The sequence below is a fragment of the Undibacterium sp. 5I1 genome (assembly GCF_034314085.1).
Taxonomy (GTDB): domain Bacteria; phylum Pseudomonadota; class Gammaproteobacteria; order Burkholderiales; family Burkholderiaceae_D; genus Undibacterium.
The window spans coordinates 946,647-971,295 of sequence record NZ_JAVIWI010000001.1; the positions used below are offsets into that span (position 1 = coordinate 946,647).

25 protein-coding genes are annotated in these 24,649 nt (G+C 45.9%); 16 read left to right on the forward strand and 9 right to left on the reverse strand.

Features of this window, described 5'->3' with window-relative positions; translation table 11 throughout:
* Positions 1–232: 232 nt before the first annotated feature.
* From dnaK to RGU72_RS03990, 4 genes are all read left to right on the forward strand, one after another.
* Entirely contained in the window at positions 233–2,182 is a 1,950-nt protein-coding gene (dnaK, locus tag RGU72_RS03975; RefSeq protein ID WP_322118485.1) for a molecular chaperone DnaK, read from the forward strand.
* 185 nt (positions 2,183–2,367) lie between these two features.
* Positions 2,368–2,577, forward strand: a complete 210-nt coding sequence (locus RGU72_RS03980; RefSeq protein ID WP_322118486.1) for a hypothetical protein — start codon at positions 2,368–2,370, stop codon at positions 2,575–2,577.
* 186 nt (positions 2,578–2,763) lie between these two features.
* Positions 2,764–2,940, forward strand: a complete 177-nt coding sequence (locus RGU72_RS03985) for a helix-turn-helix domain-containing protein (RefSeq protein ID WP_322118487.1) — start codon at positions 2,764–2,766, stop codon at positions 2,938–2,940.
* Entirely contained in the window at positions 2,913–3,755 is an 843-nt protein-coding gene (locus tag RGU72_RS03990) for an IS30 family transposase (protein ID WP_322118488.1), read from the forward strand. The genes RGU72_RS03985 and RGU72_RS03990 overlap by 28 nt, the downstream gene beginning before the upstream one ends.
* 151 nt (positions 3,756–3,906) lie before the next feature.
* Here the strand turns inward: RGU72_RS03990 and RGU72_RS03995 are convergent, their stop codons facing one another.
* Together RGU72_RS03995 and RGU72_RS04000 are read right to left on the reverse strand one after the other, a co-directional pair.
* The gene (locus RGU72_RS03995; RefSeq protein WP_322118489.1) at positions 3,907–4,203 is read right to left on the reverse strand and encodes a hypothetical protein; all 297 of its coding nucleotides are present in this window, start codon (positions 4,201–4,203) and stop codon (positions 3,907–3,909) included.
* 28 nt (positions 4,204–4,231) lie between these two features.
* On the reverse strand, positions 4,232–4,609 hold the full coding sequence (locus RGU72_RS04000) for a hypothetical protein (protein ID WP_322118490.1): 378 nt from the start codon (positions 4,607–4,609) through the stop codon (positions 4,232–4,234).
* A 335-nt stretch (positions 4,610–4,944) separates the two neighbouring features.
* Here RGU72_RS04000 and RGU72_RS04005 point away from each other — a divergent pair, with 335 nt between their 5' ends.
* From RGU72_RS04005 to RGU72_RS04020, 4 genes are all read left to right on the forward strand, one after another.
* On the forward strand, positions 4,945–5,874 hold the full coding sequence (locus RGU72_RS04005; RefSeq protein WP_322118491.1) for a DnaJ C-terminal domain-containing protein: 930 nt from the start codon (positions 4,945–4,947) through the stop codon (positions 5,872–5,874).
* Positions 5,875–5,885: 11 nt separating this feature from the next.
* Positions 5,886–6,209, forward strand: a complete 324-nt coding sequence (locus tag RGU72_RS04010) for a chaperone modulator CbpM (RefSeq protein ID WP_322118492.1) — start codon at positions 5,886–5,888, stop codon at positions 6,207–6,209.
* Positions 6,210–6,411: 202 nt separating this feature from the next.
* Entirely contained in the window at positions 6,412–7,554 is a 1,143-nt protein-coding gene (locus tag RGU72_RS04015; protein ID WP_322118493.1) for an SLC13 family permease, read from the forward strand.
* Between the two features lie 359 nt (positions 7,555–7,913).
* Positions 7,914–9,020: a hypothetical protein gene (locus RGU72_RS04020; RefSeq protein ID WP_322118494.1), complete on the forward strand. Its 1,107-nt coding sequence runs from the start codon at positions 7,914–7,916 to the stop codon at positions 9,018–9,020.
* Positions 9,021–9,387: 367 nt separating this feature from the next.
* Here RGU72_RS04020 and RGU72_RS04025 read toward each other — a convergent pair whose 3' ends face one another.
* Complete coding sequence (locus RGU72_RS04025; protein WP_322118495.1) at positions 9,388–11,139, reverse strand: methyl-accepting chemotaxis protein; 1,752 nt, start codon at positions 11,137–11,139, stop codon at positions 9,388–9,390.
* A gap of 693 nt (positions 11,140–11,832) precedes the next feature.
* Here RGU72_RS04025 and RGU72_RS04030 point away from each other — a divergent pair.
* Positions 11,833–12,819 carry a fumarylacetoacetate hydrolase family protein gene (locus RGU72_RS04030; RefSeq protein WP_322118496.1) on the forward strand — a complete coding sequence of 329 codons (987 nt, stop codon included), beginning with the start codon at positions 11,833–11,835 and terminating at the stop codon, positions 12,817–12,819.
* A gap of 91 nt (positions 12,820–12,910) precedes the next feature.
* On the opposite strand, the gene RGU72_RS04035 is transcribed toward RGU72_RS04030, so the two are convergent.
* A complete protein-coding gene (locus tag RGU72_RS04035; protein WP_322118497.1) occupies positions 12,911–15,181 on the reverse strand; it encodes a patatin-like phospholipase family protein in 2,271 nt (756 codons plus the stop codon).
* Between the two features lie 245 nt (positions 15,182–15,426).
* Here RGU72_RS04035 and RGU72_RS04040 point away from each other — a divergent pair, with 245 nt between their 5' ends.
* From RGU72_RS04040 to RGU72_RS04050, 3 genes are read left to right on the forward strand one after another with little or no spacing between them, the layout of a single operon-like run.
* Positions 15,427–16,368: a CysB family HTH-type transcriptional regulator gene (locus RGU72_RS04040; RefSeq protein ID WP_322118498.1), complete on the forward strand. Its 942-nt coding sequence runs from the start codon at positions 15,427–15,429 to the stop codon at positions 16,366–16,368.
* Positions 16,365–17,174 (forward strand): HAD family hydrolase, encoded by an 810-nt coding sequence (locus tag RGU72_RS04045; RefSeq protein ID WP_322118499.1) that lies wholly within the window; start codon positions 16,365–16,367, stop codon positions 17,172–17,174. Before RGU72_RS04040 ends, RGU72_RS04045 begins: the two co-directional genes overlap by 4 nt.
* Before the next feature lie 9 nt (positions 17,175–17,183).
* Entirely contained in the window at positions 17,184–17,813 is a 630-nt protein-coding gene (locus RGU72_RS04050) for a class I SAM-dependent methyltransferase (RefSeq protein WP_322118500.1), read from the forward strand.
* A gap of 76 nt (positions 17,814–17,889) precedes the next feature.
* Here the strand turns inward: RGU72_RS04050 and RGU72_RS04055 are convergent, their stop codons facing one another.
* The gene (locus RGU72_RS04055) at positions 17,890–18,357 is read right to left on the reverse strand and encodes a VOC family protein (RefSeq protein WP_322118501.1); all 468 of its coding nucleotides are present in this window, start codon (positions 18,355–18,357) and stop codon (positions 17,890–17,892) included.
* A gap of 64 nt (positions 18,358–18,421) precedes the next feature.
* On the opposite strand from RGU72_RS04055, the gene RGU72_RS04060 reads away from it, so the two are divergent.
* A complete protein-coding gene (locus tag RGU72_RS04060) occupies positions 18,422–18,718 on the forward strand; it encodes an SCP2 sterol-binding domain-containing protein (RefSeq protein WP_322118502.1) in 297 nt (98 codons plus the stop codon).
* A gap of 137 nt (positions 18,719–18,855) precedes the next feature.
* Here RGU72_RS04060 and RGU72_RS04065 read toward each other — a convergent pair whose 3' ends face one another.
* Positions 18,856–19,194, reverse strand: coding sequence for a hypothetical protein (locus RGU72_RS04065; protein WP_322118503.1), 339 nt, complete (start codon positions 19,192–19,194; stop codon positions 18,856–18,858).
* A 146-nt stretch (positions 19,195–19,340) separates the two neighbouring features.
* Between RGU72_RS04065 and RGU72_RS04070 the strand changes: the two genes are divergently transcribed.
* Positions 19,341–19,667 (forward strand): 2Fe-2S iron-sulfur cluster-binding protein, encoded by a 327-nt coding sequence (locus tag RGU72_RS04070; RefSeq protein ID WP_322118504.1) that lies wholly within the window; start codon positions 19,341–19,343, stop codon positions 19,665–19,667.
* 107 nt (positions 19,668–19,774) lie between these two features.
* On the opposite strand, the gene RGU72_RS04075 is transcribed toward RGU72_RS04070, so the two are convergent.
* Together RGU72_RS04075 and RGU72_RS04080 are read right to left on the reverse strand one after the other, a co-directional pair.
* A complete protein-coding gene (locus RGU72_RS04075; protein ID WP_322118505.1) occupies positions 19,775–20,782 on the reverse strand; it encodes a CapA family protein in 1,008 nt (335 codons plus the stop codon).
* Complete coding sequence (locus RGU72_RS04080; protein WP_322118506.1) at positions 20,779–21,249, reverse strand: hypothetical protein; 471 nt, start codon at positions 21,247–21,249, stop codon at positions 20,779–20,781. Before RGU72_RS04080 ends, RGU72_RS04075 begins: the two co-directional genes overlap by 4 nt.
* Before the next feature lie 334 nt (positions 21,250–21,583).
* On the opposite strand from RGU72_RS04080, the gene RGU72_RS04085 reads away from it, so the two are divergent.
* Entirely contained in the window at positions 21,584–21,787 is a 204-nt protein-coding gene (locus RGU72_RS04085) for a cold-shock protein (RefSeq protein ID WP_322118507.1), read from the forward strand.
* A gap of 132 nt (positions 21,788–21,919) precedes the next feature.
* Here the strand turns inward: RGU72_RS04085 and RGU72_RS04090 are convergent, their stop codons facing one another.
* Positions 21,920–22,825, reverse strand: a complete 906-nt coding sequence (locus RGU72_RS04090; protein WP_322118508.1) for a LysR family transcriptional regulator — start codon at positions 22,823–22,825, stop codon at positions 21,920–21,922.
* Positions 22,826–23,027: 202 nt separating this feature from the next.
* On the opposite strand from RGU72_RS04090, the gene aceB reads away from it, so the two are divergent.
* Positions 23,028–24,614 (forward strand): malate synthase A, encoded by a 1,587-nt coding sequence (gene aceB, locus RGU72_RS04095; protein WP_322118509.1) that lies wholly within the window; start codon positions 23,028–23,030, stop codon positions 24,612–24,614.
* Positions 24,615–24,649: the final 35 nt, after the last annotated feature.

Below are 24,649 nucleotides of genomic sequence, written 5' to 3' on the forward strand. Positions count from 1 at the left end.
TCAGTGATCTATATGGTCTTGAGTTACGGTGTCAATGTCGAAAAAACGTTTGCACCAGCGACACGATTTTCTCTTCTCAGTTAATAACAATAGGACTTACGCATAATGGTCTAGGTAAGGCGTAGTGGCAAATCAGTATTTGGTGCGTTAGTTAGTACCAAAGGCAGCTACAAGGCAACTGGGGCGGTTTTTTGTAAATCCTGAACAAGTATCATCTAAAGGACGACATATCATGAGCAAAATTATTGGCATAGATCTTGGAACAACTAATTCCTGCGTTGCAATTATGGAAAATGGCCAACCAAAAGTCATTGAAAACGCAGAAGGCGCGCGTACCACTCCATCCATCATCGCCTATCAAGAAGACGGAGAAATTTTGGTCGGTGCCTCCGCAAAACGGCAGGCAGTGATTAATCCCAAAAATACGCTATTCGCGGTCAAGCGTTTGATCGGACGTAAATTTGATGAGAAAGAAGTCCAAAAAGATATAGGACTCATGCCATTCCAAATTATCAAAGCGGATAACGGTGACGCATGGATTAGCGTCAGAGATAAAAAGCTTGCACCACCGCAAATTTCAGCCGAGATATTGCGCAAGATGAAAAAGACCGCAGAAGATTATCTTGGGACAGAAGTGACCGAGGCAGTGATTACTGTGCCGGCTTATTTTAATGACGCTCAGAGACAAGCGACTAAAGACGCCGGACGCATTGCTGGGCTAGATGTCAAGCGCATTATCAACGAACCGACTGCAGCGGCTCTAGCATTTGGTCTTGATAAAAAAGAGAAAGGTGATCGTAAAATTGCGGTCTATGACTTGGGAGGTGGTACGTTTGACGTATCGATTATAGAAATTGCAGAAGTCGATAACGAAAGACAATTTGAAGTACTGTCCACCAACGGCGATACCTTTTTAGGTGGCGAGGATTTTGATCAGCGCATTATTGATTTCATTATTGACGACTTTAACAAAATCAATGGCATTGATCTCAAAAAAGATCCGATTGCGTTACAACGGATTAAAGCCTCTGCGGAGCGCGCAAAAATTGAATTATCTTCTGCCCAGCAGACAGAAATTAACGAGCCGTATATTGCCATGGCTAATGGTGCACCGGTGCATCTGACCATGAAAATAACCCGTGCCAAATTAGAATCTCTAGTAGAAGAATTAATCGAGGCCACCATTGCCCCTTGCAGAACGGCGATGAAGGATGCCGGCATCAGTGTGGCAGATATCGACGATATTATTTTAGTGGGTGGCATGACACGTATGCCAAAAGTACAGGAAAAGGTAAAAGAATTTTTTGGTAAAGAGCCACGCAAAGATATTAATCCTGATGAGGCGGTAGCGGTTGGCGCAGCAATTCAGGGTGCCGTATTGTCGGGTGATCAGAAAGATCTTTTGCTGCTCGATGTCACGCCTTTATCGCTGGGGATAGAAACGCTGGGTGGCATGATGACGATGATGATACAAAAAAATACCACGATTCCGACTAAATTTAGCCAGGTATTTTCCACTGCAGATGACAATCAGAATGCGGTGACGATCAAAGTGTTTCAGGGTGAACGGGAAATCGCTGCCAAGAACAAAGCATTGGGAGAATTTAATCTGGAAGGCATTCCACCATCCTCGCGCGGCACGCCACAAATTGAAGTGAGCTTTGACATTGACGCCAACGGTATTTTGCATGTCGGTGCCAAAGACAAAGCGACCGGCAAAGAAAATCGAATTACGATCAAAGCCAATTCGGGTCTGACTGAAGTAGAAATCCAGAAAATGGTGAAAGACGCCGAAGTCAATGCAGAAGAAGACAGGAAGCTAAAAGAATTAACAGAGTCCAGAAATCACGCAGATACTTTGATCCACAATACCAATAAATCGATGCTTGAATACGGTACAACATTGGATGCTTCGGAAAAAGACGCTATTGAAAAAAATATTGCGGAATTGGAGTTATCCTTAAAAAGCTCAGACAAAACCGATATCGATAGCAAGATTTCTGCTTTATCCAGCTCAGCACAAAAGTTGGGAGATAAGATGCAAGCCAATGCGGCTGCAAAACAGTCTGCTCAGCATTCCGGCGCGGCAAGCAACGATTCTGCCTCCCACTCTTCTAAGCAGGAAGCACAGTCAGATGATGTGGTTGATGCGGAGTTTGAAGAGGTCAAAGAGCATAAATAAGTTGTGGTTATTTATTCGCTCAGCGGTCGCCTATTCTTAGCTAAAAATGTTCGTTGCGCCTGAGGATGATCAGATCCAGAGACCTTGATGTTGGAAGTCTCTGGCCTCTCTCGCTGTGACACTGAATCGGTAGCGTTGTTGATTATTGTCATCCTCGTATTAGTCACTCCCTAAAAGGTATCCGATTGAAAACCAAAAAAACACCTTCCCCGTTGCCAACGCATAAAGACGATAGCAATGTATTGAAAGGGGAGAGTCATGCTGACAGCGCGCTAGATGAGGCGTTAAAAGAGAGTTTTCCTGCCAGCGATGCGATTGCAGTCGAGATATCGGTTCCGCCATCACTACCAAAGACAACAGTGCAGTCAAGCACGCTTAAAATCAAGAAAAAATAAACGCAAACTGGTCTGACAAATACGGGGAAAAATATCCATTTTTGCCAAGAGAGTTTTATATACTCCCAGAAAAAATTAATAAAAATGCGGTGGATTCAAGTACGAAGAGCAACGTTGAATAAAAAGTCAAAGGGTCAGATGCGATAGCATTCTGCCTTTTGACCAGCCAGTCGAAAGTTGCCGAATATGCGCTACACACACCTAACCCAAGACGAACGATACCAAATTTACGCACTGCGGTTAGAAAAAAAGACAGTCAGCGAGATTGCTGCCGCACTCCATCGTCATAAGTCCAGCATCCACAGGGAACTCAAGCGCAATACCGGAGGAAGCGGGTGGCGCCCCTTACAAGCGAAAAAATAGCCGACGAACGACAAAAGAATAGTCGTAACGCACGACGTATTGATGACAACGACTGGCTCGCCGTCTCGACCTACCTGCGCATGGACTTATCGCCGCAGCAAGCAATCGAACGGTTAAGCCTGGAACGGCAGGAAAAAATGAAGAGCAGTCATGAAACCGTCTATCTGCGCATCTACGCTGACCGCAGAGCGGGCGGCACTCTCTTCAAGCATCTGCGGGGTCAGAAGCCCTACCGCAAACGCTACGGTAGTGGTCAACAGCGCCGGGGCATGCTCAAGAACCGTATCAGCATTGACCAACGACCCGCGATCGTGGATCAAAAAATCTGCTTAGGCGACTGGGAGGGCGATACGATCATTGGCAAGAAACAGCAAGGTATCGTCATTACGCGGGTCGATCGTGTCTCTCGTTTTACCTTAGCCCGGCAACATCATAGCAAACACGCGCAAGGAGTTGCTGCCAGCATCGAGCAACTGCTCACGCCACATCAGCAGCACTGCCATACCATCACGTTCGATAATGGCAGGGAGTTTGCAGGGCATGAGTCCATCGCAGCACATCTGCAAGCCCAAGTGTACTTCGCTCATCCGTATCATTCCTGGGAGCGGGGGCTCAACGAGAACACGAACGGCTTATTACGATACTACTTTCCAAAGAACACCAACTTCAAGGAAATCACTCAAGCCCAGTTGCAACGGGCAGTCAATCAACTCAATCATCGCCCTAGGAAATGCCTCGGCTATCGAACGCCGTTTGAGGTTTTTTATAATTTGGATATACTCCCCCTAAAACTTACCTCCCGTTGCTCTTCGTAGCTGAATCCGCCATGTCTTATTGTCGAATGATTATATGGACGATTAAAATATACTAATAGGGGGTATTTTATATTCGCGCATAGTATTTTATACGTGGCGTCAATAATAGTAGGGAGTGTTAAGCGTGCTATATACATTTTTATGCACGTTTTTATGTGTGCTTTTGCGTCTTTTTTGGCTTGATGCCTGGCTCGGTTTTCACCGCAATTTCTCGCTTATTTTTCAGCATCTTTTTTGATGTCACTACCTCTTCAACGCCACGTTCTCCGCGCAAATCGGTGTCTACTAAGCCGCGTTCTAGGTCAACAAATGCCTGCTTCATTTTTTTATCAGGTTTGATAACGGCGTTCGCTGATACCTCATCATGATCATGTGGTAACAAAAGATTAGTACCGTTATTGACATCTTTCTTGACGCTACTCTTGCTGGATTTTACTTTTATCGTCATGGTATGTTTATTAGATCCTATATCTGAATTAAGATTGCATTGAGGCTTTGTTTAATTCGGGTGATTTAAGCGGACCAAAGTCCTGCCAATTGCCGTCTGTAATATTGCATTCGGCTCTTTCGATCTGATTGGCACCCAATTTTAGAAGTAGGGTAATTGCGGCGTTTTCTTTGTCCGCACCATTTACACTAACGGCGACCACCATGCCGGATTGTCGTATGTTGGATTTATTTTCTTCGTCTTCTTCTTTCTCGCCTTTCTCTTTGGTTTTGGATAATCCACCGATCAGAGAGCCGATATGCGCTCCGACTAATGCACCCAGTACAGCACTGACGGGACCAGTTAAAGGTACTCCTGCGATACCGACAGCTGCGCCAACAGCACCGCCAGTCGCGGCACCGTGCATGGCACCTTCTCCAGTTTCTCTGGCGCCAGGCGATACCTCCTGATCACCGCCGATGGGATATAAATTATGTTGCCCTGAAGGGTTAACTTAGAAGGAACTTATTTGTTGTTCGGCAAAACCGGCATGTATTAATTGATTGATTGCATGCTCAACCTGCGCCTTCTGTTGCAATCGTCCCGCAATAATGTGTGTCATGGCATCTCTCATGATGTTTGATTTAAATCAAAAATACGCTAACTAATTTGACTAGTCGGTGCGATGCCGCACGCATATTTGTTGGTATCCCATTTAAAATCAGAAGCTATCCAGCACCTGGCGATCACTCAAGGCTTCTAATGAAATTCAAAGATTATTATCAGATCATGGGATTGGAGCGCACGGCGACAGAAGCGGATATTAAGAAGGCTTATCGCAAGCTTGCGCATCAATATCACCCCGATATTTCTAAAGATCCGAAGGGTAAAGAGAAATTTCAAGAAATCGGGGAAGCCTATGCTGTTTTAAAAAATGCTGAAAAGAGACAAGCCTACGACGATTTGGGTAAACGGTCGTCGGGTGAAAAATTTACGCCCCCACCAGACTGGCAGCAGCATTTTAATGCGGGTGAAGCCGATTTCAATGATGTTGATTTATCCGATCTGTTTGCCAACTTTGGCGCTGGTCGACGGACTCATCATCCGCGACAAGCGATGCCGCAAGCCGGGCAAGATTATGAGATTACTGCGCCGGTGTCATTGGAACAGCTTGTCAGCGGCGCAGAAATTGATGTCCGTGCCGAATTGCCTGAGTATGACCAAAATGGCTTGGCGCATAGAGTGACGCGTACTTTTCGTGTCACGATTCCTAAGGCGGCAATGGACGGACAACGCTTGCGGCTAGTCGCCAAGGGTGGGCCAGGGGTGAACGGCGGTCGGGCTGGCGATTTGTATGTTGCTTTAGCGTTTCAAGCGCATCCTCTGTATCGACTGAGTGGTCGTGATTTATATATGGATTTGCCGCTGACGCCTTGGGAGGCGGTATTAGGAAAAATCATACAGCTCCCAACTCTGGAGGGTGCGGTAGAGCTGACCATCAAACCTGGCACGATCGCCGGACAAAAATTGCGGCTGGCTAAGCGCGGTCTGTTATCGGCCAATGGTGATATCGGCGCGCTCTATGCCGTCGTCCAAATTCAAGTTCCAAAAACAGTCAGTCCGCGCGAGCACGAATTATTTGAACAATTAGCGGCTGTATCTGACTTTAATCCACGTCGGCATTTTGCATAGTGAGCCAATACATGAATAGAGAAATAGACCAATCCATCTGGCTGAATCATCTTGATGTTTGCCAGATCGATCATTTGATCGAAGTCTCAGGTTTATCCTTGGAAGAAATCGAGGAGTTAATTGACCATGAGATTATTGTTCCGCAAGATCGCAGCGCCAATCCGAGGTTGTTTTATCTTCAATATGTGATGACAGTCAAAATGGCGCGCAGACTGAGAGACGACTTTCAACTTGACCGTAATGGACTGAGTTTAGCGCTCACGTTGCTGCAGCGAGTTCAGGCTTTAGAGGCAGAATTAAAGCAGCCTACATTAGCAGCTTCAACAGAAAATTAGTAAATAAACGGCATGTGGATTATCGTAAAATCCATATTCCTTATCGATTGCCACGTTCGTCCTGTATAGATACACCATATGAGTATATTGTAGATGTCCGTATAATCATTGGACAATGAGGCATTATTTTTAAATATAATAGGGAGTATATTAATTAGTAGACCTTAGCTGACCTCAAGTGAACGAACCAAGAATATCGTCCATGCTTACACCAACCCTGACAGATTACATCAAGCGTCATTTAAAGCGCACCGTATCCGCACTGATTGAGGATGTCTTATTGCTGATTTTGCTTGTGGCGTTGATCGTACTGACCTTGATCGCGCCAGATAAAATTAGTAGCTATCCGAGCTTAGTTGATTGGCCAACCATTGCCGCCTTAACTGGTTTACTGATTTTGACTAAAGGACTAGAGGTCAGCGGATCATTGCATCGCCTTGGCTTGTATCTGACTACCTTGATGGCGACTGAACGTGCGACTGCGCTGTGTTTTGTGATGGCAGCAGCGATGTTGTCAACGCTTTTAACCAATGACGTCGCATTGTTTGTTGTCGTGCCACTCACACTGGGCGTGTGTCGCTTAAACGGTATGCCGGCGTCCAAGCTGATTATTTTTGAGGCACTGGCAGTTAATGCGGGTTCTGCTTTAACGCCAATTGGTAATCCACAAAATTTATTTCTATGGCAGTTATCGGGCGTGTCCTTCGGCCAGTTTGTCTTGCATATGCTGCCCTTGGTGCTGCTACTTGTTGCAGCAATGATTGCGCTGACGATCTTTATATTTCCGAATAAAGCTGTCTCAGACAATCAAGATAAATCAACGGCGCAAGCGCTTGATCGCCACTTATTTATTGCTTCAATCGCGCTATATATTCCATTTTTGATTGCTACCGATTTGCACCAGACCGTATGGGCCATTGCTGCGGTGATTTTGATTTTTCTATTAGTACGCCCGAAGGTATTGACCCAGGTTGATTGGGGTTTGCTGTTAGTATTTATCTTGATGTTTATCGACTTGCGTTTATTCGTCAGTCTGGATGTCGTCCATCATTTAATCTCCAGATTAGATTTAAATATCACACGGCGTTTGTATTGGACCAGTATCGTCGCATCACAAGTGATCAGTAATGTACCTGCTGCGATCGCTTTGGCAGAATATTCTAAGGACTGGCGCGTACTTGCTTACGGCGTAAACATCGGCGGCTTTGGTTTTATGGTTGGCTCTTTGGCAAATCTGATCGCCTTGCGCATGGCAAGAGATCGCAAGGCCTGGCTGGTATTTCATTACTATTCGGTGCCGTTTTTATGCTTTGCAATGGCGGCAGCTTATGTACTGATTTTTTAATTTATAGGACTTACGCAAAACCGTCCAAGTTGCGTTTTAGTTCCTAGCTGTAGAGTCTTATCTTATTCGCTTTGCTTCGCTTCGCTTCGCTGAGACAATTTTGCGCATCTCCTAAAGTAAATTTCATTGCAATGTACACCAAAATGATAGCGGTAGCGTTATACCTGCATGTGCACAGCCATATAATTTTGATGAGTATTCTTTGCGACGTATCTTTATAAATTGATAGCCAAGATATTACTTCTGACAATGGAAAATGTTTAACGTACGCTGCCGTACTGAACCTGTTTGCTGATGAATGGCAAACTACTATTAAAGCAGGTCTTACTTGTTTTACTAAAAGATTAAAAGGATAAAAAATGAAAATCCGTTATCCACTGATTGCGCTCTCAATGCTGATCGCTTCGATCACATCAGCGCAGGCACAAGTTGATATTGATGTGCAATTACCTGGCATTAGTATCGGCGTTGATATGCCTTCTTATCCTGAGTTAGTTCAAGTGCCAGACTACCCAGTTTATTATTATCCGGGTTCAAATTCCAACTACTTTTTTTATGATGGTTTGTATTGGGTATACCAACGCGATCATTGGTATGCCAGTAGCTGGTATAACGGCCCTTGGGAATTAACTCAGCCTGAATATGTACCTCTGTATGTATTACGCGTCCCAGTTCGATACTACGTTAGTCCGCCGGTATATTTCCGTGTCTGGAGCTACGATGCTCCTCCGCGCTGGGGTGAGTATTGGGGACGTGATTGGGAAGCGCGCCATCGTGGTTGGGATCATTGGGATCACCGTGCAATTCCACAACCTGCACCGTTGCCGATTTATCAGCGCCAGTATTCAGGCAACCGCTATCCTCGTGCGATAGAGCAGCAACATGCAATCCGGGTAGAAAATTATCGCTATCAGCCGCATGAATTCATCACACAACAACGATTTCAACCGCAGCACAATATGCCCAATACACCAAATCAACGCATTGAGCAAAATCAACGTGTAGATCAAAATCAACGCTTGGCCCAACCGTTGCAGCCGCAGCAATCGCAGCGTATCGACCAAAACCAACGCGCTGAGCAGCAGCAACAAAACCAGCGTTTTGAGCAGCAACAGCGCGTCGAGCAACAGCAACGTGCCGAACAAGCCCAGCGTGTTGAGCATCAACAACGTGCCGAGCAAGGCCAGCGTGTAGAGCAACAACAACGCGCCGAGCAAACTCAGCGTGCGGAGCAAGATCGTGCAGAGCAACAAGCACGATCGCGTTCAAATCAGCAAATGCAACCACAGCCGATGAAAACTAATCAGCCAGTGCAACCAGCAGTGCCAGTCCAAGTACAGCGACCTCCAAATGAATCTCGTGATAACAGGGGTGAGCCACCAAGAGAAAATAAAGCTGAGAAAAAACCTGAAGTTGAGCGTGGCAGAGATAATCGAAATGGTGAGCGTGAGCCGGATCGCCGTTGAACTAGGATATGTAACTATCGCTAAAGCACTTAGACTCAAATCGTAATAATAAAAATGCCCCAGTTTATGCTGGGGCTTTTATTTTTTTCAGAAGCTTAATTCTTTTCTGTTTTCTAATAAAAGGAAAAAAGCTCACTGTCAAAGCACGTTATTCAACTATTCATCGGGCAAGCATTTTTCAAATAAGCCAGCGATAGCATATGAAATTCTCTTGCCAGCTTATTCTAAATACTCATAATTAGTATATTTTAGTTGTCCATACAATAATTGGCTTAGAAGTTGGTTTTAATAAAAATTATGGGGAGTATATGTAGCTTGGTGTCAAATCCATATTCAATTCATATTCAATCCATATTCAATGCAGTTGCTAAAACTCTTCCCAGCCCTCGGTAGATTCAGTCTGCAAAGATTTCTTCGTCGGAGCTGGCTTTATCGATGATTTAACGGCCAGCTTTTTCATTGGTGCTGGTTTTGCGCTTGATACTCTGTCCGGCGCTTTGTTGATTGCGGAGGTAGTACTGGTGGCTCTGGTCGATTTTGGCGTGCTGATGTTTGGCGTTACAAAACCTGAAGATGTATTGAGTTTGAACACGCTGACTGCATTGGTCAGGGCTGCGGCTTCTTCTTGCATGCTCTCAGCGGCAGCGGCAGCTTGCTCGACCAGCGCTGCATTTTGCTGTGTCATTTCATCCATTTGTGTGATGGCTTGGTTGACTTGTTCAATGCCAGAACTTTGCTCCTGGCTGGCCGCAGTGATCTCGGCCATGATGTCGGCGACATGGCGCACAGACTCGACGATTTCGCCCATAGTCTGGCCAGCCTGATCGACCAATTTGCTACCGTGATCAACTTTTTCTACTGAGTCACTGATCAGTTCTTTAATCTCTTTTGCCGCACCTGCGCTGCGCTGAGCAAGGTTGCGGACTTCTGATGCGACCACCGCAAAGCCACGTCCTTGCTCACCAGCACGGGCAGCTTCTACGGCAGCGTTTAAAGCGAGGATATTGGTCTGGAAGGCAATGCTATCAATTACGCCAATAATGTCCACAATCTTGCGTGAGCTTTCCTTAATCGATCCCATCGTTTCAACCACCTGTCCAACGACTTCGCCGCCTTTGACCGCAACGCCGCTAGCAGAAATGACTAATTGATTTGCCTGTCTGGCGTTGTCGGCATTCTGTTTAACGGTGGAGGTGAGTTCTTCCATTGAGGATGCAGTTTCTTCCAGTGATCCGGCCTGTGATTCTGTGCGTGCAGACAGATCCGCATTACCGGACGCGATTTCGCCGGAGGCCGTGGCGATGGTTTCTGTGCTCCGGTGTACCTGGCCTATGGTCATCACCAGGCTGTTGTTCATGTCGGCTAAGGCGCTGAGCAGTTGCCCGGTTTCGTCACGTGATTTGACTTGGATGCGGTGGGTTAAATCGCCTTCTGCCACCAGACGCGCAACAGACACCGCTTCTCCCAACGGTCCGGTAATCGAGCGCGTAATCCAAATGGCAAAAAATATCCCGGCAATCAGACCAGCAAAACCCAGACTTAATACCAGCGTACGTGAGAAAGAAATATCCTCGGTGATTTGGACACCATTAACATCCATCTCTTTATTTTGTTCTTGAATAATCGTATTCAAATCAGTCAATAAAACCTCCAAGGCCGGGAAGGTCTGGCTACTCATCATCTTGGCAGCGTCATCACGCTGATCCAGTTCGATCAGGTCGGCAACTTTAGAAAACGACGCAACGAAGGCAGTACGGGAGACCAGCATTTTTGCCAATACATCCTTAGCGCTTTGGCTAGTCGCCAGTTTGGTCAGCTGGTCTGTCCACTCGACAATCTGTTTTTTATTTGCATCTATCGAGGCATATTGTTTTGCCCGCGCTGCTGGGTCAGACATGATAAATAATTCCATCGTCCGGCTACCGTTTTCCCGCATTTTGGCGTCAATCTTAAAGGCCAGTGCGGCGCTAGGCCAGTTCTCGTTGACGATGTGTTTGTTCGCACTGCCGATGGAGGTTAAACGGATTGCGCTGATGGCAATCAGCAAGATCAGTACTATCATCAAAGAACCAAATCCAACCGCGAGGCGAGTACCGATTTTGAAGTTATTGAAGTTCATTGTTCTTCCTTTTGGCTCACCACAGCTAACAGTAGCGGTGGGAGCGGTTCGCTGGAATCAAAACACTTTAGACAGGCATGAGCGTGCAAATTGAGAGTACGGCTTCAGGTAAAGATTAAGGTAAAGATTGAATGCCAAGACTGACGCAAAACGGCTCTGGCGGCGTGAGTCTTAAATACAAAACTATGTTGCCACAGAATTTGCCTGATTAGATGTTGATTCTGCTAAGTCGTGAAATTGATTCAAAACTTACACAAAAATTATATTAAATTCTGATATGAAGTAAAGCCTGGATTATTTACTTGCCGAGAGCAGATTGCTATCCAATAATGATCGACCTTAATATACTCCCCATTATTTTTATAAAAAATGCTTTATAGTCCAATTAATGTATGGACGACTAAAATATACTCAGTGATTGTATAAAAAAACGGAAATAATAAAGAAGAAAAAATAGGTGGGAGTTCAAGAGAAAAACAGAGTCCGAATATCTTGTCAAGCTGGATTACGATACCGTCATTAGCTTGCATAAATGACATTCATGCGAGCTTGGCTGGGATACTCAGATCAGGGTTTTATCAGCACTGCCAGTGTAAAATGGCGTAATAAATTTTGCTGATACCAGTATGACTATTCATGCAGTGTCGGTTCAATCTTCTCAAAATACAAACGAAAAATACAGACGAATAAATTATGAAACTTGCGACCCTTAAAGATGGTTCTCGTGATGGTCAGTTATTGATTGTTTCACGCGATTTAAAAACTGCCATGATTGCCGATGGCATTGCGCCTACCTTGCAACGGGCTTTAGATGACTGGGGTTTTATTGCGCCGCAACTGGACGAGGCCTATGAGCGCTTAAATGCGGGGAGGGCGGTGAATACGTTTGATTTTGATGCCGCTAATTGCATGGCACCGTTGCCACGCGCTTTCCAGTGGGCAGATGGGTCGTCTTATGTTAATCATGTGGAGTTGGTGCGTAAGGCACGTAATGCGGATATGCCAGATAGTTTTTGGCATGACCCTTTAATGTATCAAGGCGGGAGTGATGATTTTATTGGCCCTAAAGACGATATAGAAATGCTGTCAGAAGAGTGGGGCATCGATTTTGAAAGCGAGGTCGCTGTCATCACTGGTGACGTCCCGATGGGCGTCAAGGTGCAGCATGCAGCAGAGCATATCCGCTTGTTAATGCTGGTCAATGATGTCTCATTACGTAATTTGATTCCAGCGGAATTGGCGAAGGGATTTGGATTTTTTCAATCCAAACCTGCCTCAAGTTTTTCACCAGTTGCGGTGACGCCAGATGAATTGGGCGACGCCTGGAAAGACGGCAAAGTGCATTTACCTTTGCGTTCAACCTTAAATGGCACGCTGGTTGGCCAGCCCAATGCGGGTGTTGATATGGTGTTCTCTTTCACCCAATTGATTACGCATTTATGCAAAACGCGCAAGGCACGTGCGGGCACGATCGTTGGCTCCGGTACGGTATCGAATAAAGATGCCAGCAAAGGGTATAGCTGCATTGCCGAAAAACGTGCATTAGAAATGATCGCTGGCGGACAACCGATTACGCCGTTTATGCAATTTGGTGACAGCATTAAAATTGAGATGCTGGATAAAAATGGTAAGTCGATTTTTGGCGCTATTGAGCAGAGTGTGGTCGAATACCATCGCTAAATATGCAGCATGAATATCTGAATTGAGCCGATTACGTAAATAAGGCGGACAAATTAATTTGTCCGCCTTATTTATTTGTTCGCTCTATTGATTATTGTCTGCCAAGTTGGAAAAAGATGTTTCTGGTACCCGCAGGTGCAACAGCAACACCCAGATAAATCGGCCCCATAAAACTATTAAATCCAACAAATACGCTGGCGCTTTTTCGCAATGAGGGGAAAGATATTTCACTGCGCGAATTCCAGACATTACCTGCCTCAAAAGAGGTACCTAAGAATAAATTCTGTCCCGCCATCTCAAATTTTACGGCGCGTAAAAGATACGTCACACTGCCATACAGCAGGTAATTGCCTGCAAACTGATCTGGCTGATAGGCCGATAATTGCTGGAAGCCGCCCAGCGTAGTGCCAATGCCGCGGATTTCTGTGTCGTTTTGGAATAAACCTGCACCGCTTAACTTTAAGTTGATGCTCTGATTGTCGATACTTTGTGCCCAGATGCTATCGAAAGTAAACTCCTGATAATTGCTACGACTTTTATCTACGCCGACAAACAGGCTAGATGCTAATTTATAACCATCGCGTGGGAAGGCAGAGTCACTTAATTGGTCAATCACAAACGAGCTTTTGAAGCCCGCTTGTTGAAGATTTGCGCTAGGTAAGGGCTGAGACCCCAAGCTGCCATCGCTATTTTGAACTAAGACACCACCCAGCTTAGGACGAACGCGGTAGCGGGTGCCTGCGATACCGAAGCGGACTTCACCCAAGGTGCCGAGCTCACCTAATGGAATGCCGACATCCAGGCCGAGCTGAACTTTTTGCAGATTGTATTCAGCAATCCGGACATCATCGTTATACAGATTGCGGGCATTTTGTCCCAGTTCAATATATGGCGACAGGTAGGAGCCTTCACGCTCAAAAATAGGTTGGCGCAATTCAGACCGAATGCGAATAAGACTGCCAAATTCTGCATCATTGCGCCACTCTAATCCGCTATCTGTCAGCCAAGGGCGGCGATGCCCGACTTGCAGACGGAATCCACCGGCACCTTCAAAGCCGCCAGATAGCGCTAACCCAAAACGTAAGAAATGCGGACCCCAATTTCTGCCGTTAGCGTTGATCTGCACGCCGTACTCGCCATTGCGTTGTATAAGCTGGTGGTTGATGCTATCAAATTCTCGGGTGATATTTAATACTGCTAACTTACGATTGATCTCTTCGGCGTTATATTTGCTACCGATTTTGATAGATACCTGACGGCGGATATCCATTTCTGGTATCGCACCGTCCGTCACTACATCGACAAAAGCGATATCGATACTAGGTAAGGGCGGACGTAAGCGTGTTTGTTGTTTAGCCGCATACAGATGCGGTTCTAAACTTAATGACAGTAATTTTTCTTGGATGGCTTGCGCTGCATTTTGCCCAATCACGGATGCTTCGGCCGAGCGGCCGAAATCCATAAAACTGATCGACCCTAAATCAGGTTCGATCAAAATATCAGAGTCCTTAAGTCCCGCTTTTTGCATTTCTACATTTTGCTCAGTCAAGATATTGATCATCTGCTGACTGACATTAAACAAGCTTTGTAATTTATCGCGTGGGAGCAACGGCGTACCAATATTGACGGCGATGACGATATCTGCCCCCATACTACGGGCGATATCTACTGGTAGATTACGTACCAGACCACCATCAGTGAGCAAGCGGCCATTGACTTCTACCGGCGCAAAAACGCCGGGTGCGGCCATACTGGCGCGTATCGCGGTGTAGAGTGGACCTTTGTCAAAGACCACCATTTTTCCGGATTCAAGATCGGTAGCAACTGCACGAAATGGGATGGGCAATTTATCAAAGTTGATATCAGGCTGAATATGCACAGTCCAGTTCTGCAATAACTCTAAAAATTGGGTTGCCTGCACCGCACCGCTAGGTAAGCGCACTCCGCTGGCGCTCAAACCTAGTGTTGCTCCCAGCGGATATTGTGTATCTTCTTCACGCAAGGCTTCTGGTAACATGCGCCTTTGCACCCGATCCAGCGCAATATCGTCTAGCTTTAATGCTTGCAATCTTTGTTCGATCTCGGTTGCAGACAGTCCTGCTGCATACAGACCACCAACTACCGCACCCATGCTGGTACCGGCTATGCAGTCAATCGGTACATTCAGTTCTTCCAGCGCTTTAAGTACACCCACATGCGCAAAACCACGTGCGCCTCCGCCTGATAGAGCAACACAGATTTTGGCTGTTTTTGTAAGCGGTTTGGTAGTGGTGAGGCGCTCGGCGAGTGCGCTTTGACTAAAAAGCGAGGTCAAGCTGATCAGACAGACTACGGCAAGACAAAGTTTTTTTGCGGTGGGCATGGGATTGTTTTTGGAAATTAAGCAGAATTAGGCGGAGCGGACGACATAGTACGATACCTAAGTTTGTATTGCATAGCTGCCGATCTGCTTGAATAGAATATATACTATGGCAGGCATTATTTTAATGCGCAAAAATGTCATTTAACTGCCAATTCACCCGTTTAGCAGACGTTTTGTAGCAAATCTCCCGATTTTTTTGCCGTTTTTTGCGCAAAAAATATGATCCGAAATACCAAGGTATATTCATGAACTTACACCAACTGCGCTTTGTTCGCGAAGCTGTCCGGCAAAATTTTAATCTGACCGAAGCCGCCAAAGCGCTGTTTACTTCACAACCTGGTGTTTCCAAAGCGATCATCGAATTAGAAGAAGAGTTAGGCGTCGATATCTTTACTCGTCACGGCAAGCGCATCCGTGGTTTGACCGAGCCTGGCCGTGAGGTATTGAAGTCAGTTGAGCTGATTATGCAAGAGATTGATGGTCTAAAACGCATCGGTAAAGAATATGCCGCCCAAGATACGGGGAGTTTTACGATTGCAACAACGCATACGCAAGCACGCTATGCCTTGCCAAAAGTAGTGCAGGCGTTTATGCAAAAATATCCTAAAGTCAGACTCTCGCTATTGCAGGGTAATCCAAAACAGATCGCAGAGATGGTGATGCGAGATCAGGCAGATTTGGCGATTGCGACCGAGGCAATTGCCGGGATTGACGGCTTGATCTCCTTCCCTTGTTATCAATGGGAGCATATGGTAGTGGTACCACCTGATCATCCTTTGCTCAAGACAAAAAACATTACGCTGGAAGAGATCGCTCATTTCCCGCTGATCACCTACGACAGTGCGTTTGCAGGCCGTAGCAAGATTGATCATGCTTTTGAAATACGCAGTTTAAAACCTGATATTTTGCTGGAGGCGATTGATGCCGATGTCATCAAAACCTATGTAGAGCTGGGGATGGGCGTCGGTATTATTGCGGGTATGGCGTTTGATACAGAGCGTGATAAAGATTTGCGCGCGATCCCGGTTGGACATTTATTCGGAATGAATGTGTCGCGTGTGGCGGTCAAGCAGGGTGCATATTTACGAAGTTATATCTATACCTTTATCGAACTGATGACCCCCACTTTAAACCGCAAGTTGATTGATCAGGTGATGCAGGGCGGTAAAGATACCTACGATTTATGAGTGACCCGTTGACGTCGCGCTTGCAGCCTTTAGCTAACTGGCCGCAGCATGAGCGCACGCAGATCAAAGGTATTCTCACCGATATTGACGATACCTTCACGACACACGGTAAACTGACTTTAGAAGCTTTGGACGCGATGCAAAGCACCAGACAAGCAGGTTTAAAGGTGATTGCGGTAACAGGTCGGCCAACGTACTGGACTTTACCTTTATTGCGCTTGTGTAGTTTTGATGCCGTGATTGCGGAAAATGGTGCTAGTGCTTTTTGGCTAGATCAGCATGGACGACAACAATCGATGTTCTATGCTGATGCCGCCACGCGACTTCAACACAGACAACAATTGCAGGCGTTTGCGGTAACAATGACAGCACATTTCCCCAAAGTGCAGGTGGCAGAAGACGCCCCGCAACGGGTGGGCGATTTAGCGTTTGATATTGGCGAATGTATTTCACCAATAGCGTTGGATGAGTTGAATCAGGTCGTTGCTCTGATACGCTCACACGGTTTGCACGCAACCACCAGCAACATCCATGCGCACGCATCGGTGGCACCGTTTTCTAAACAAAGCATGAGCCAGCGGGTATTGCAGGATGTATTTGGCGTCAGTGATGAACTGGCAAGGCAACAGTATGTATTTATTGGCGACTCTGCCAACGATGCCAGTATGTTTGCACATTACCCGCATGCGGTCGGCGTTGCTAATGTGCGTAAATATGTAGATCGGTTTGACGCGCATCCTGCTTATATTACCGAGCAAGAATACGGCGCAGGATTTGTAGAATTAATTAATACCCTATTCAATTGAAAGAAAAACATGCGCGACTATTACGCACAAAGAGCGAAGAATTACGACACCATTTACGCCAAACCAGAGCGTCAGAACGATCTGCAAGAATTGGCCGAACGGGTCAGTGTAGTACTAGAGAATCACACAGTATTAGAGGTCGCTTGCGGCACCGGTTATTGGACCGAGCGTTTTGCAGCCAGCGCGCAATCAGTCTTGGCAACGGATATCAATCAGATCATGCTGGATATTGCGCAAACTAAAAATCTGCCCGAAGGCAAAGTCAAATTTGCGATTGCTGATGCCTTTGATTTACCTCAGGGTGACTACAGCGCTTGCTTTGCGGGCTTTTGGTGGTCGCATGTAAAAAAAGAAGAGCAGGCTGATTTTTTGAAAAAGCTACGCGCTAAAGTCGGACAAGATTGTGTTTTGGTATTGATCGACAATAATCATGTCGAAGGCAGCAGTCTGCCAATTGCCCGCACCGATAGCGAGGGCAACACTTACCAACAGCGCATGCAAGAAGATGGCACTCGTGTAGATATCGTGAAAAATTTTCCAACAGATAGTTTTATGCGCAAAAAATTTGCTTCATTTGCTAAAGATATCCGCATACGCCGGAACGATTATTTTTGGATGCTGACTTGTGTGCTGCGGTAGTTAAATTTGAGTGATGGTGTGCTGACAAATAAAAATCTTAATCACTATATTGACCTTGTATGATTATTTATGTCACCTACTGCCATGGGTCATAAGTCCCGATATTCCACAAGTGTCCTTCCAGATCGAAGAAGCTAAAGCCTCTGCCACCGTATTCTTCATCTTTAATATCGATGGCAATACGTGCTCCAGCTTTGATCGCTTTGGCATAGATTGCATCTGCGTCGCGGACTACGATATAAGTTGATTGCGTTTGCGCACCGCCTAGCTCATCCGGTTGCTTTATCAATTGGCCGTAGGCGTTGTTATCATTGATGTCCTTATTCGCCGAACCCAGCATGATCATGCTGCGTCCCAGCGTGAGCTGAGCGTGGGCGATACGGCCGTCATCTTGTTGGACTACCAGATGTTTGCTCAATCCAATAACTTCACAAAGCCATTCAATTGCTACGACCGCATCGCGGTAACGTAGGCAGGGGATGATGACACCATTTTTTTCTTCTGCCATTTCTTCGGTCGTTTTGCTGGCCATTTTGTTGATCATTTTGTTCTCTATCATGGTAAATTGCGCAAGGTTTTAATTTTCAATTTTTTCTAGGAGATTTTCAATGGATTTACAAGCATGTACCGATGCGATTCGTGCAAAAGTAGGTGATGATAGCGGCTTAAATGCCTTATTGAAATTTGATTGCGGTAACGATGGTGTTGTATTTGTTGAGGCAGTTACCGTGCCGAATAAGGTCAGCAACGATAACCTGGATGCAACTTGCACTGTGACACTCGCTTTAGAAAGTCTGAGTGCTATGCTGACCGGAGAATTAAATCCTGTAAATGGCTTTATGTCTGGCAAGCTCAAAGTCACTGGCGATATGAGTGTGGCAATGCGCTTGCAAAAAGTGCTGTAATGCTTGCCGTTTAGTTTTTTTAAAGTTCAAAAAAGAATGTCCAATAATAATGCGGCTTTCCAGTCAATATCGTGCCAGAAGCCGCATTATTATTGGACATCTTATTTAGAAAATTTCTTCGTCATTCAGACATTCATTTATACCAGGGATACCGCACCTAATACCAAGGCAGAACTGCCGTCGGGGTATAGCGCGTCGTAGCATCGGGTGCAGCAGTCACAAAACAAATGGGCGCGTTTGACGTGACGAAAGCGTAGTATCAGTTGTAATGCTACGCCGTTGCAATGAGGGCAAACTTCGCGCATGGTGCCGGATGATTGTGCATCGTCAGACAAATAACCTTGCTCTAACATGACACCATCAATCACATCGCGCGGATCAATTTCTATCAGGGTAAAAAATGGGGCTCTGGTTCCTCTGCGCTCGTTGTAGGGTAAGCTGTCTTCAGATTGCATATAGGATGGTGAACTAATCATTTTTTTTGCTCCTTTGGAAACAATTGCTAGTGATCTGATAGCGATTGATGAAAATATTACCCGAGCTTTTAATCTAGTCAAGATTGCTGGATAAGACAAGGAGTCATCAGGTAAATAAGCATCTTTCAGGATTTAACAGGTGGAGAATGAGTGATACAGAACAAGGTTTTCAGGTACATCTGCTAAAGCAAGATTTGGTCTTTCCGATAAGATCGTCGATGAGTGTATTAGAGGCCGCACAATTTGCTGGTATCAGCTTCCCTAGTTCATGTCGAAATGGTACTTGCCGTGCCTGCCTTTGCCATATGCTGAGTGGTAGCGTTGACTATCGTATTGAATGGCCTGGATTGTCGTTTGATGAGAAATCAGATGGTGCGATTTTGCCCTGCGTGGCGCAGGCAAGATCTGATCTTGTACTGGATGTGCTGAATGTGACGTATGCAGTTTCGGTTGCAGGTCATACAGATAGTTAGTTGGCTATGAATGCCGTCAGCCAGATAGTCTGGCCAACGGCACACTGTAATTATCAAATGTAATTACACTGTTTGCAGGTTGCTACAGCGACCTACTGCTTGGCCTGTTATTTTTGTCCGGCATCATAAGCGCATGGAGTTACTTTGTTGTCCGTCCGGTTCCAGCATGAGGTTTGCGCATTGGCAACCGGATGCGGTATTCCATCGTCATCAATTTTTGCTAATCGCGTATCCCAAGCCTGTACACCTTGACGATTGACATGCAGTCGCACTACCCAACCTTTTGTTTGCGCCTCGTTGTCTAGCGCATCAATCATAAAATTTCCTATGCTATAAATGATAGGCTTGCCTTGGTAATGTTCCACGTCTTGTATTACATGTGGGTGTCCACCGATTACGGCATCCGCACCGGCTTTAATCATGATATGAGCCAGCTTGCGCTGACGATCATCTGCGAGAGATTCGTTTTCCCAACCCCAATGCATAAATGGGATGACCAGATCAGCCTTGTAAACAGATCGTGCTTTGCGTATATCATCCGCAACTTGTTCATCCTCGCTCCAGGCGATCCCGGCAGCTTTGGCATCCGCTTCAAAACTACGTGGCATAAATTCGTTATAAGCGAGGAAAGCGATACGTAATCCTTTGCGTTCTATAATTAATGGCGTATGTGCTTCGTGCAAATTTTGGCCACCACCAAAATGCGGTATCTTCTGCTGATCAAGCAGCCCCAGCATTTCGCTAAATGCCTCCCTGCCAAAATCGCCAGAGTGATTATTCGCAATGCCGACGGCATCAAAGTGACGTTTTAAGACAGCAAGACTACGTGGATGTGCCCTGAAGTTGAAATTTTTATCGACTGGGTTGCCAACAGTGGCGACTACGCATTCAAGATTGCCAATGCGTATATCCGCATTCGCTAGAATGGGGGCAAAATCTGCAAACGGATCGCGCCCATCTTCAATCATTTTCCCCGGTTTACCGTCGAGAACAATGTCACCTGCAAATAAGATACTGACCAGCCCGTCTTCTGGACTTTTATCCTTAGCCCAGCATGGAATACAAAACGCTAAACCAACAACTATAGCGAAAAAAATATGAACGCTACGCATCATGGCTTTGCTCCTTGCAATGTGCAGTGATACTGCAATTCGCGTTCTACTTCACCCGCATACAGACTGTTCAGCGGTGTTAGCGGGGTAGGTGAGTCAGAATAGCTAAATGGCGGTAAATAGGTCGCCTGGTGAATAGGCACATCATAGTGGCGCCCTTGGAAGTATACATACAACTTAATGTAATCAATCAGTTTGGCATTCGGAAGCTTCGCTCCGACCATCACTGCTTTAAACAAAAAGCGACCGCCGATATCAACTGACTCCACGGCGTAAGGATCACTTACCGGCTTTGTCTCCACTATTTGGGTGCTACCTGCATAAGTGACCTCACAACGTAAAACTGGTGTTGCCATCGCGACATCGCAGCAAAAAAATAATCCAGCCGCTAATGTAACGGGAAAGCTCTTCTTTAAAATCTTTGCTGAATTGAAGTGTTCGGAATGGTTGGGGCTTGAGCTTGATGACATTATGGGTTTGTTCTGATCGAGGATTGGTAGCAGGAAGAAAGCATGCAGATTTGCTTTGAGTCGTCGGCATAGTCTAACGACTTTTACTTTCCCTTAGTATTAGTTTTGGATTACAAGCAATTTAAGCATCCAACGTTGGAGCGCTGTACTTATTGTGTATAAAAGCATTTTTTGTGTTGCTGCCATCAATTTATTTTACTTTGTCTAAAATTTGTAGGTATAATCAAATAATCGTTGAGATTCTAGGTCGTAGTGCAGTATCAGTCTGTCATTTCTTCTTGGTTGAAACGATTTACCGGGCATTCGCCCACATTAACTGAAATAGGAAATTGTAATGGCAACAGGTATTGTAAAATGGTTCAATGATTCTAAAGGTTTTGGTTTCATTACTCCAGACGAAGGCGGCGAAGATTTGTTCGCTCATTTCTCAGCGATCGTATCCTCCGGCTTCAAATCTTTGAAAGAAAACCAACGCGTTTCTTTCGACGTAACAACTGGCCCAAAAGGCAAGCAAGCTTCTAACATTCAAGGCATCTAATCTCTGATTAGAACGCTGAATGTGACTTGTTAAAGTCGTTAAGTAAAAATCCTCGACATGTCGGGGATTTTTTTCGCCTTGTTAAATATTCGCAGCATTGTGGTCTTTTGTAATGTCGAGTCTATTTTATTGTCAGGTCTTATGCCAATAGTTTGGTTTGCTGTACGCATGACGTAAGAAATCAACGAAGGCGCGTATCCGCAGCGGTAAATGACGGCGTTGCGCAAAAATCGCGTAGATATCATTGCCCGGTGCAGTGAAATCATCGAGCACGGTAAGCAATTTGCCGGACTCAATTTCTGTACCGACTTCCCACATTGAGCGCCAAGCCAGGCCTTTGCCTGCGAGTGCCCAGTCATGCAAGACCTCGCCATCATTACAAACCATATTGCCATCGACTTTAAGCACGACATTTTTTCCGTTTTGCCGAAACGTCCATCCACGCTGGCTACCATCATTATTAAAAGCAAGGCAGTTATGATGGCTTAATTCATCCAAAGACATGGGCGCACCAAAGCGTTTGATGTAGGCGGGAGAGGCGACAACTACCCGTTTATTGTCGGCCAATTTAACCCCGATCAAATTGGAGTCTGTTAAGGATGCGATACGTATGGCGACATCAACACCTTCGCCGATCAAATCTACCACCCGGTCATTCAGGCTGAGGGTCAGCTTAACATCTCTATGTTCGCTTAAAAAAGAAGGTACCAGCGGTGCGACATGCTGCCGGCCAAATCCTGCCGGCGCAGAGATCGTCAGTTGTCCGCTGGCTCGTGCACTGCGTTCGGATACCGATGTCTCGGCTTCCTCCAGCTCTGCTAATATCCGCTGGCAATCCTCTAAAAATGCAGCACCCTCATTGGTCAATGCGATTTTACGGGTGGTTCTTTGCAATAATTTGACGCTCAGGCGCTCTTCTAATGCATCCAACCGGCGGCCTATCATCGCTGGTGCGACACCCTCTGCCCGCGCCGCAGCGGACAGGCTACCGCGAGTTGCGACTTCTGCAAATGTAGAGATTTGTTTGAATTGGTCCATGTGATCGCCATTAAAAATGAGTCATTGCCAAGCACCGGTGCGTAGCCATATATGACAAATATAAATGATGTTTGAGGGTTTTGTCATTTATCTTTAACTAAAACGCAAAGATAAAATGATAAAACATCTTGTTTATTCAGGTTTTTGCTGAATATACTTTGTATCCAGATCTCGACTTTTACTTTAATCAACGGAGAAACGCATGACACAAATCAAATTGCCAACCGGTATGGAAATCAAGGGTGAAATCAAACCAGGCTTTGAGCAAATCTTGACCTTGGAAGCCCTGGAGCTAGTCGCTAAACTGAGCCGTGCATTTGAGCCGCGTCGCCAAGAATTACTGGCCGCACGCGCCGCACGTGCGCTGCGCCTAGATGCCGGTGAATTGCCAGATTTTTTGCCAGAAACCAAACACATCCGCGAAGGTGACTGGAAGATCGCTCCTATCCCTAAGGCTCTGGAATGCCGCCGGGTTGAAATTACCGGACCAGTAGAGCGCAAGATGGTGATCAACGCACTGAATTCCGGTGCCGACAGTTACATGACGGATTTTGAAGATTCCAACACGCCAAACTGGGACAACCAGATCAGCGGCCAGATCAATATGCGCGACGCCGTGCGCCGCACGATCAGCTTGGAGCAAAATGGCAAAAGCTACAAACTCAACGATACGATTGCGAACCTGGTAGTGCGCGCCCGCGGCTGGCACTTGGACGAAAAACATGTGTTGGTTGATGGCAAACGCATCTCCGGCGGTATTTTTGATTTCGCCTTGTTTTTGTTCCATAACGCCAAAGAACAATTAGCTCGCGGCGCTGGTCCTTACTTTTATTTGCCAAAATTAGAGTCCCATTTAGAAGCGCGTTTGTGGAACGATATTTTTGTTATGGCACAAAATGAGATCGGTTTGCCACAAGGCACGATCAAAGCAACCGTATTGATCGAAACCATCGTCGCTGCATTTGAGATGGATGAGATTTTGTACGAGCTGCGTGAACACAGTGCTGGTTTAAACGCAGGTCGCTGGGACTATATTTTTTCTTGCATTAAAAAATTCAAGAACGATAAAAATTTCTGCCTCGCGGACCGAGCCAAAGTCACCATGACAGCTCCGTTTATGCGTTCTTATGCATTGCTGTTGTTGAAGACCTGCCACAAGCGCAATGCACCGGCAATCGGTGGCATGGCCGCGTTGATTCCGATAAAAAATGATCCGGCAAAAAACGATATTGCCATGGGTGGTGTGCGGGTTGATAAAGCGCGTGATGCAACGGATGGTTACGACGGCGGCTGGGTTGCTCATCCAGGTTTGGTTGAACTGGCGATGACCGAGTTCAAAAAAGTATTAGGCGACGCTCCAAATCAAATTTCTAAACAGCGTCCAGATGTTGAAGTTACTGCCAAAGACTTGCTCAACTTCCAACCAGAAACACCAATCACCGAAGCGGGTTTGCGGTACAACATCAACGTCGGTATTCATTATCTCGGCGCATGGCTGGCAGGCAACGGTTGCGTGCCGATCCACAACTTGATGGAAGACGCCGCCACCGCAGAAATTAGCCGTTCACAGGTTTGGCAATGGATACGATCCAGCAAAGGTGTGTTCGAAGATGGTACAAAAATCACCGCTGATATGGTGCGCGCGATGATTCCCGAAGAACTGGCAAAAGTGAAGGACCTGGTCGGCTCCGGCGCAAGCTATGACCGCGCTGCGACGATTTTTGAAGAGATGTCTACTTCAGATTCTTTTGCAGAATTTTTAACTTTGCCTTTATATGAAGAGATTTAAGTTATTTTCGGCAAGAGTTTAGTTCTTCGTTAAAA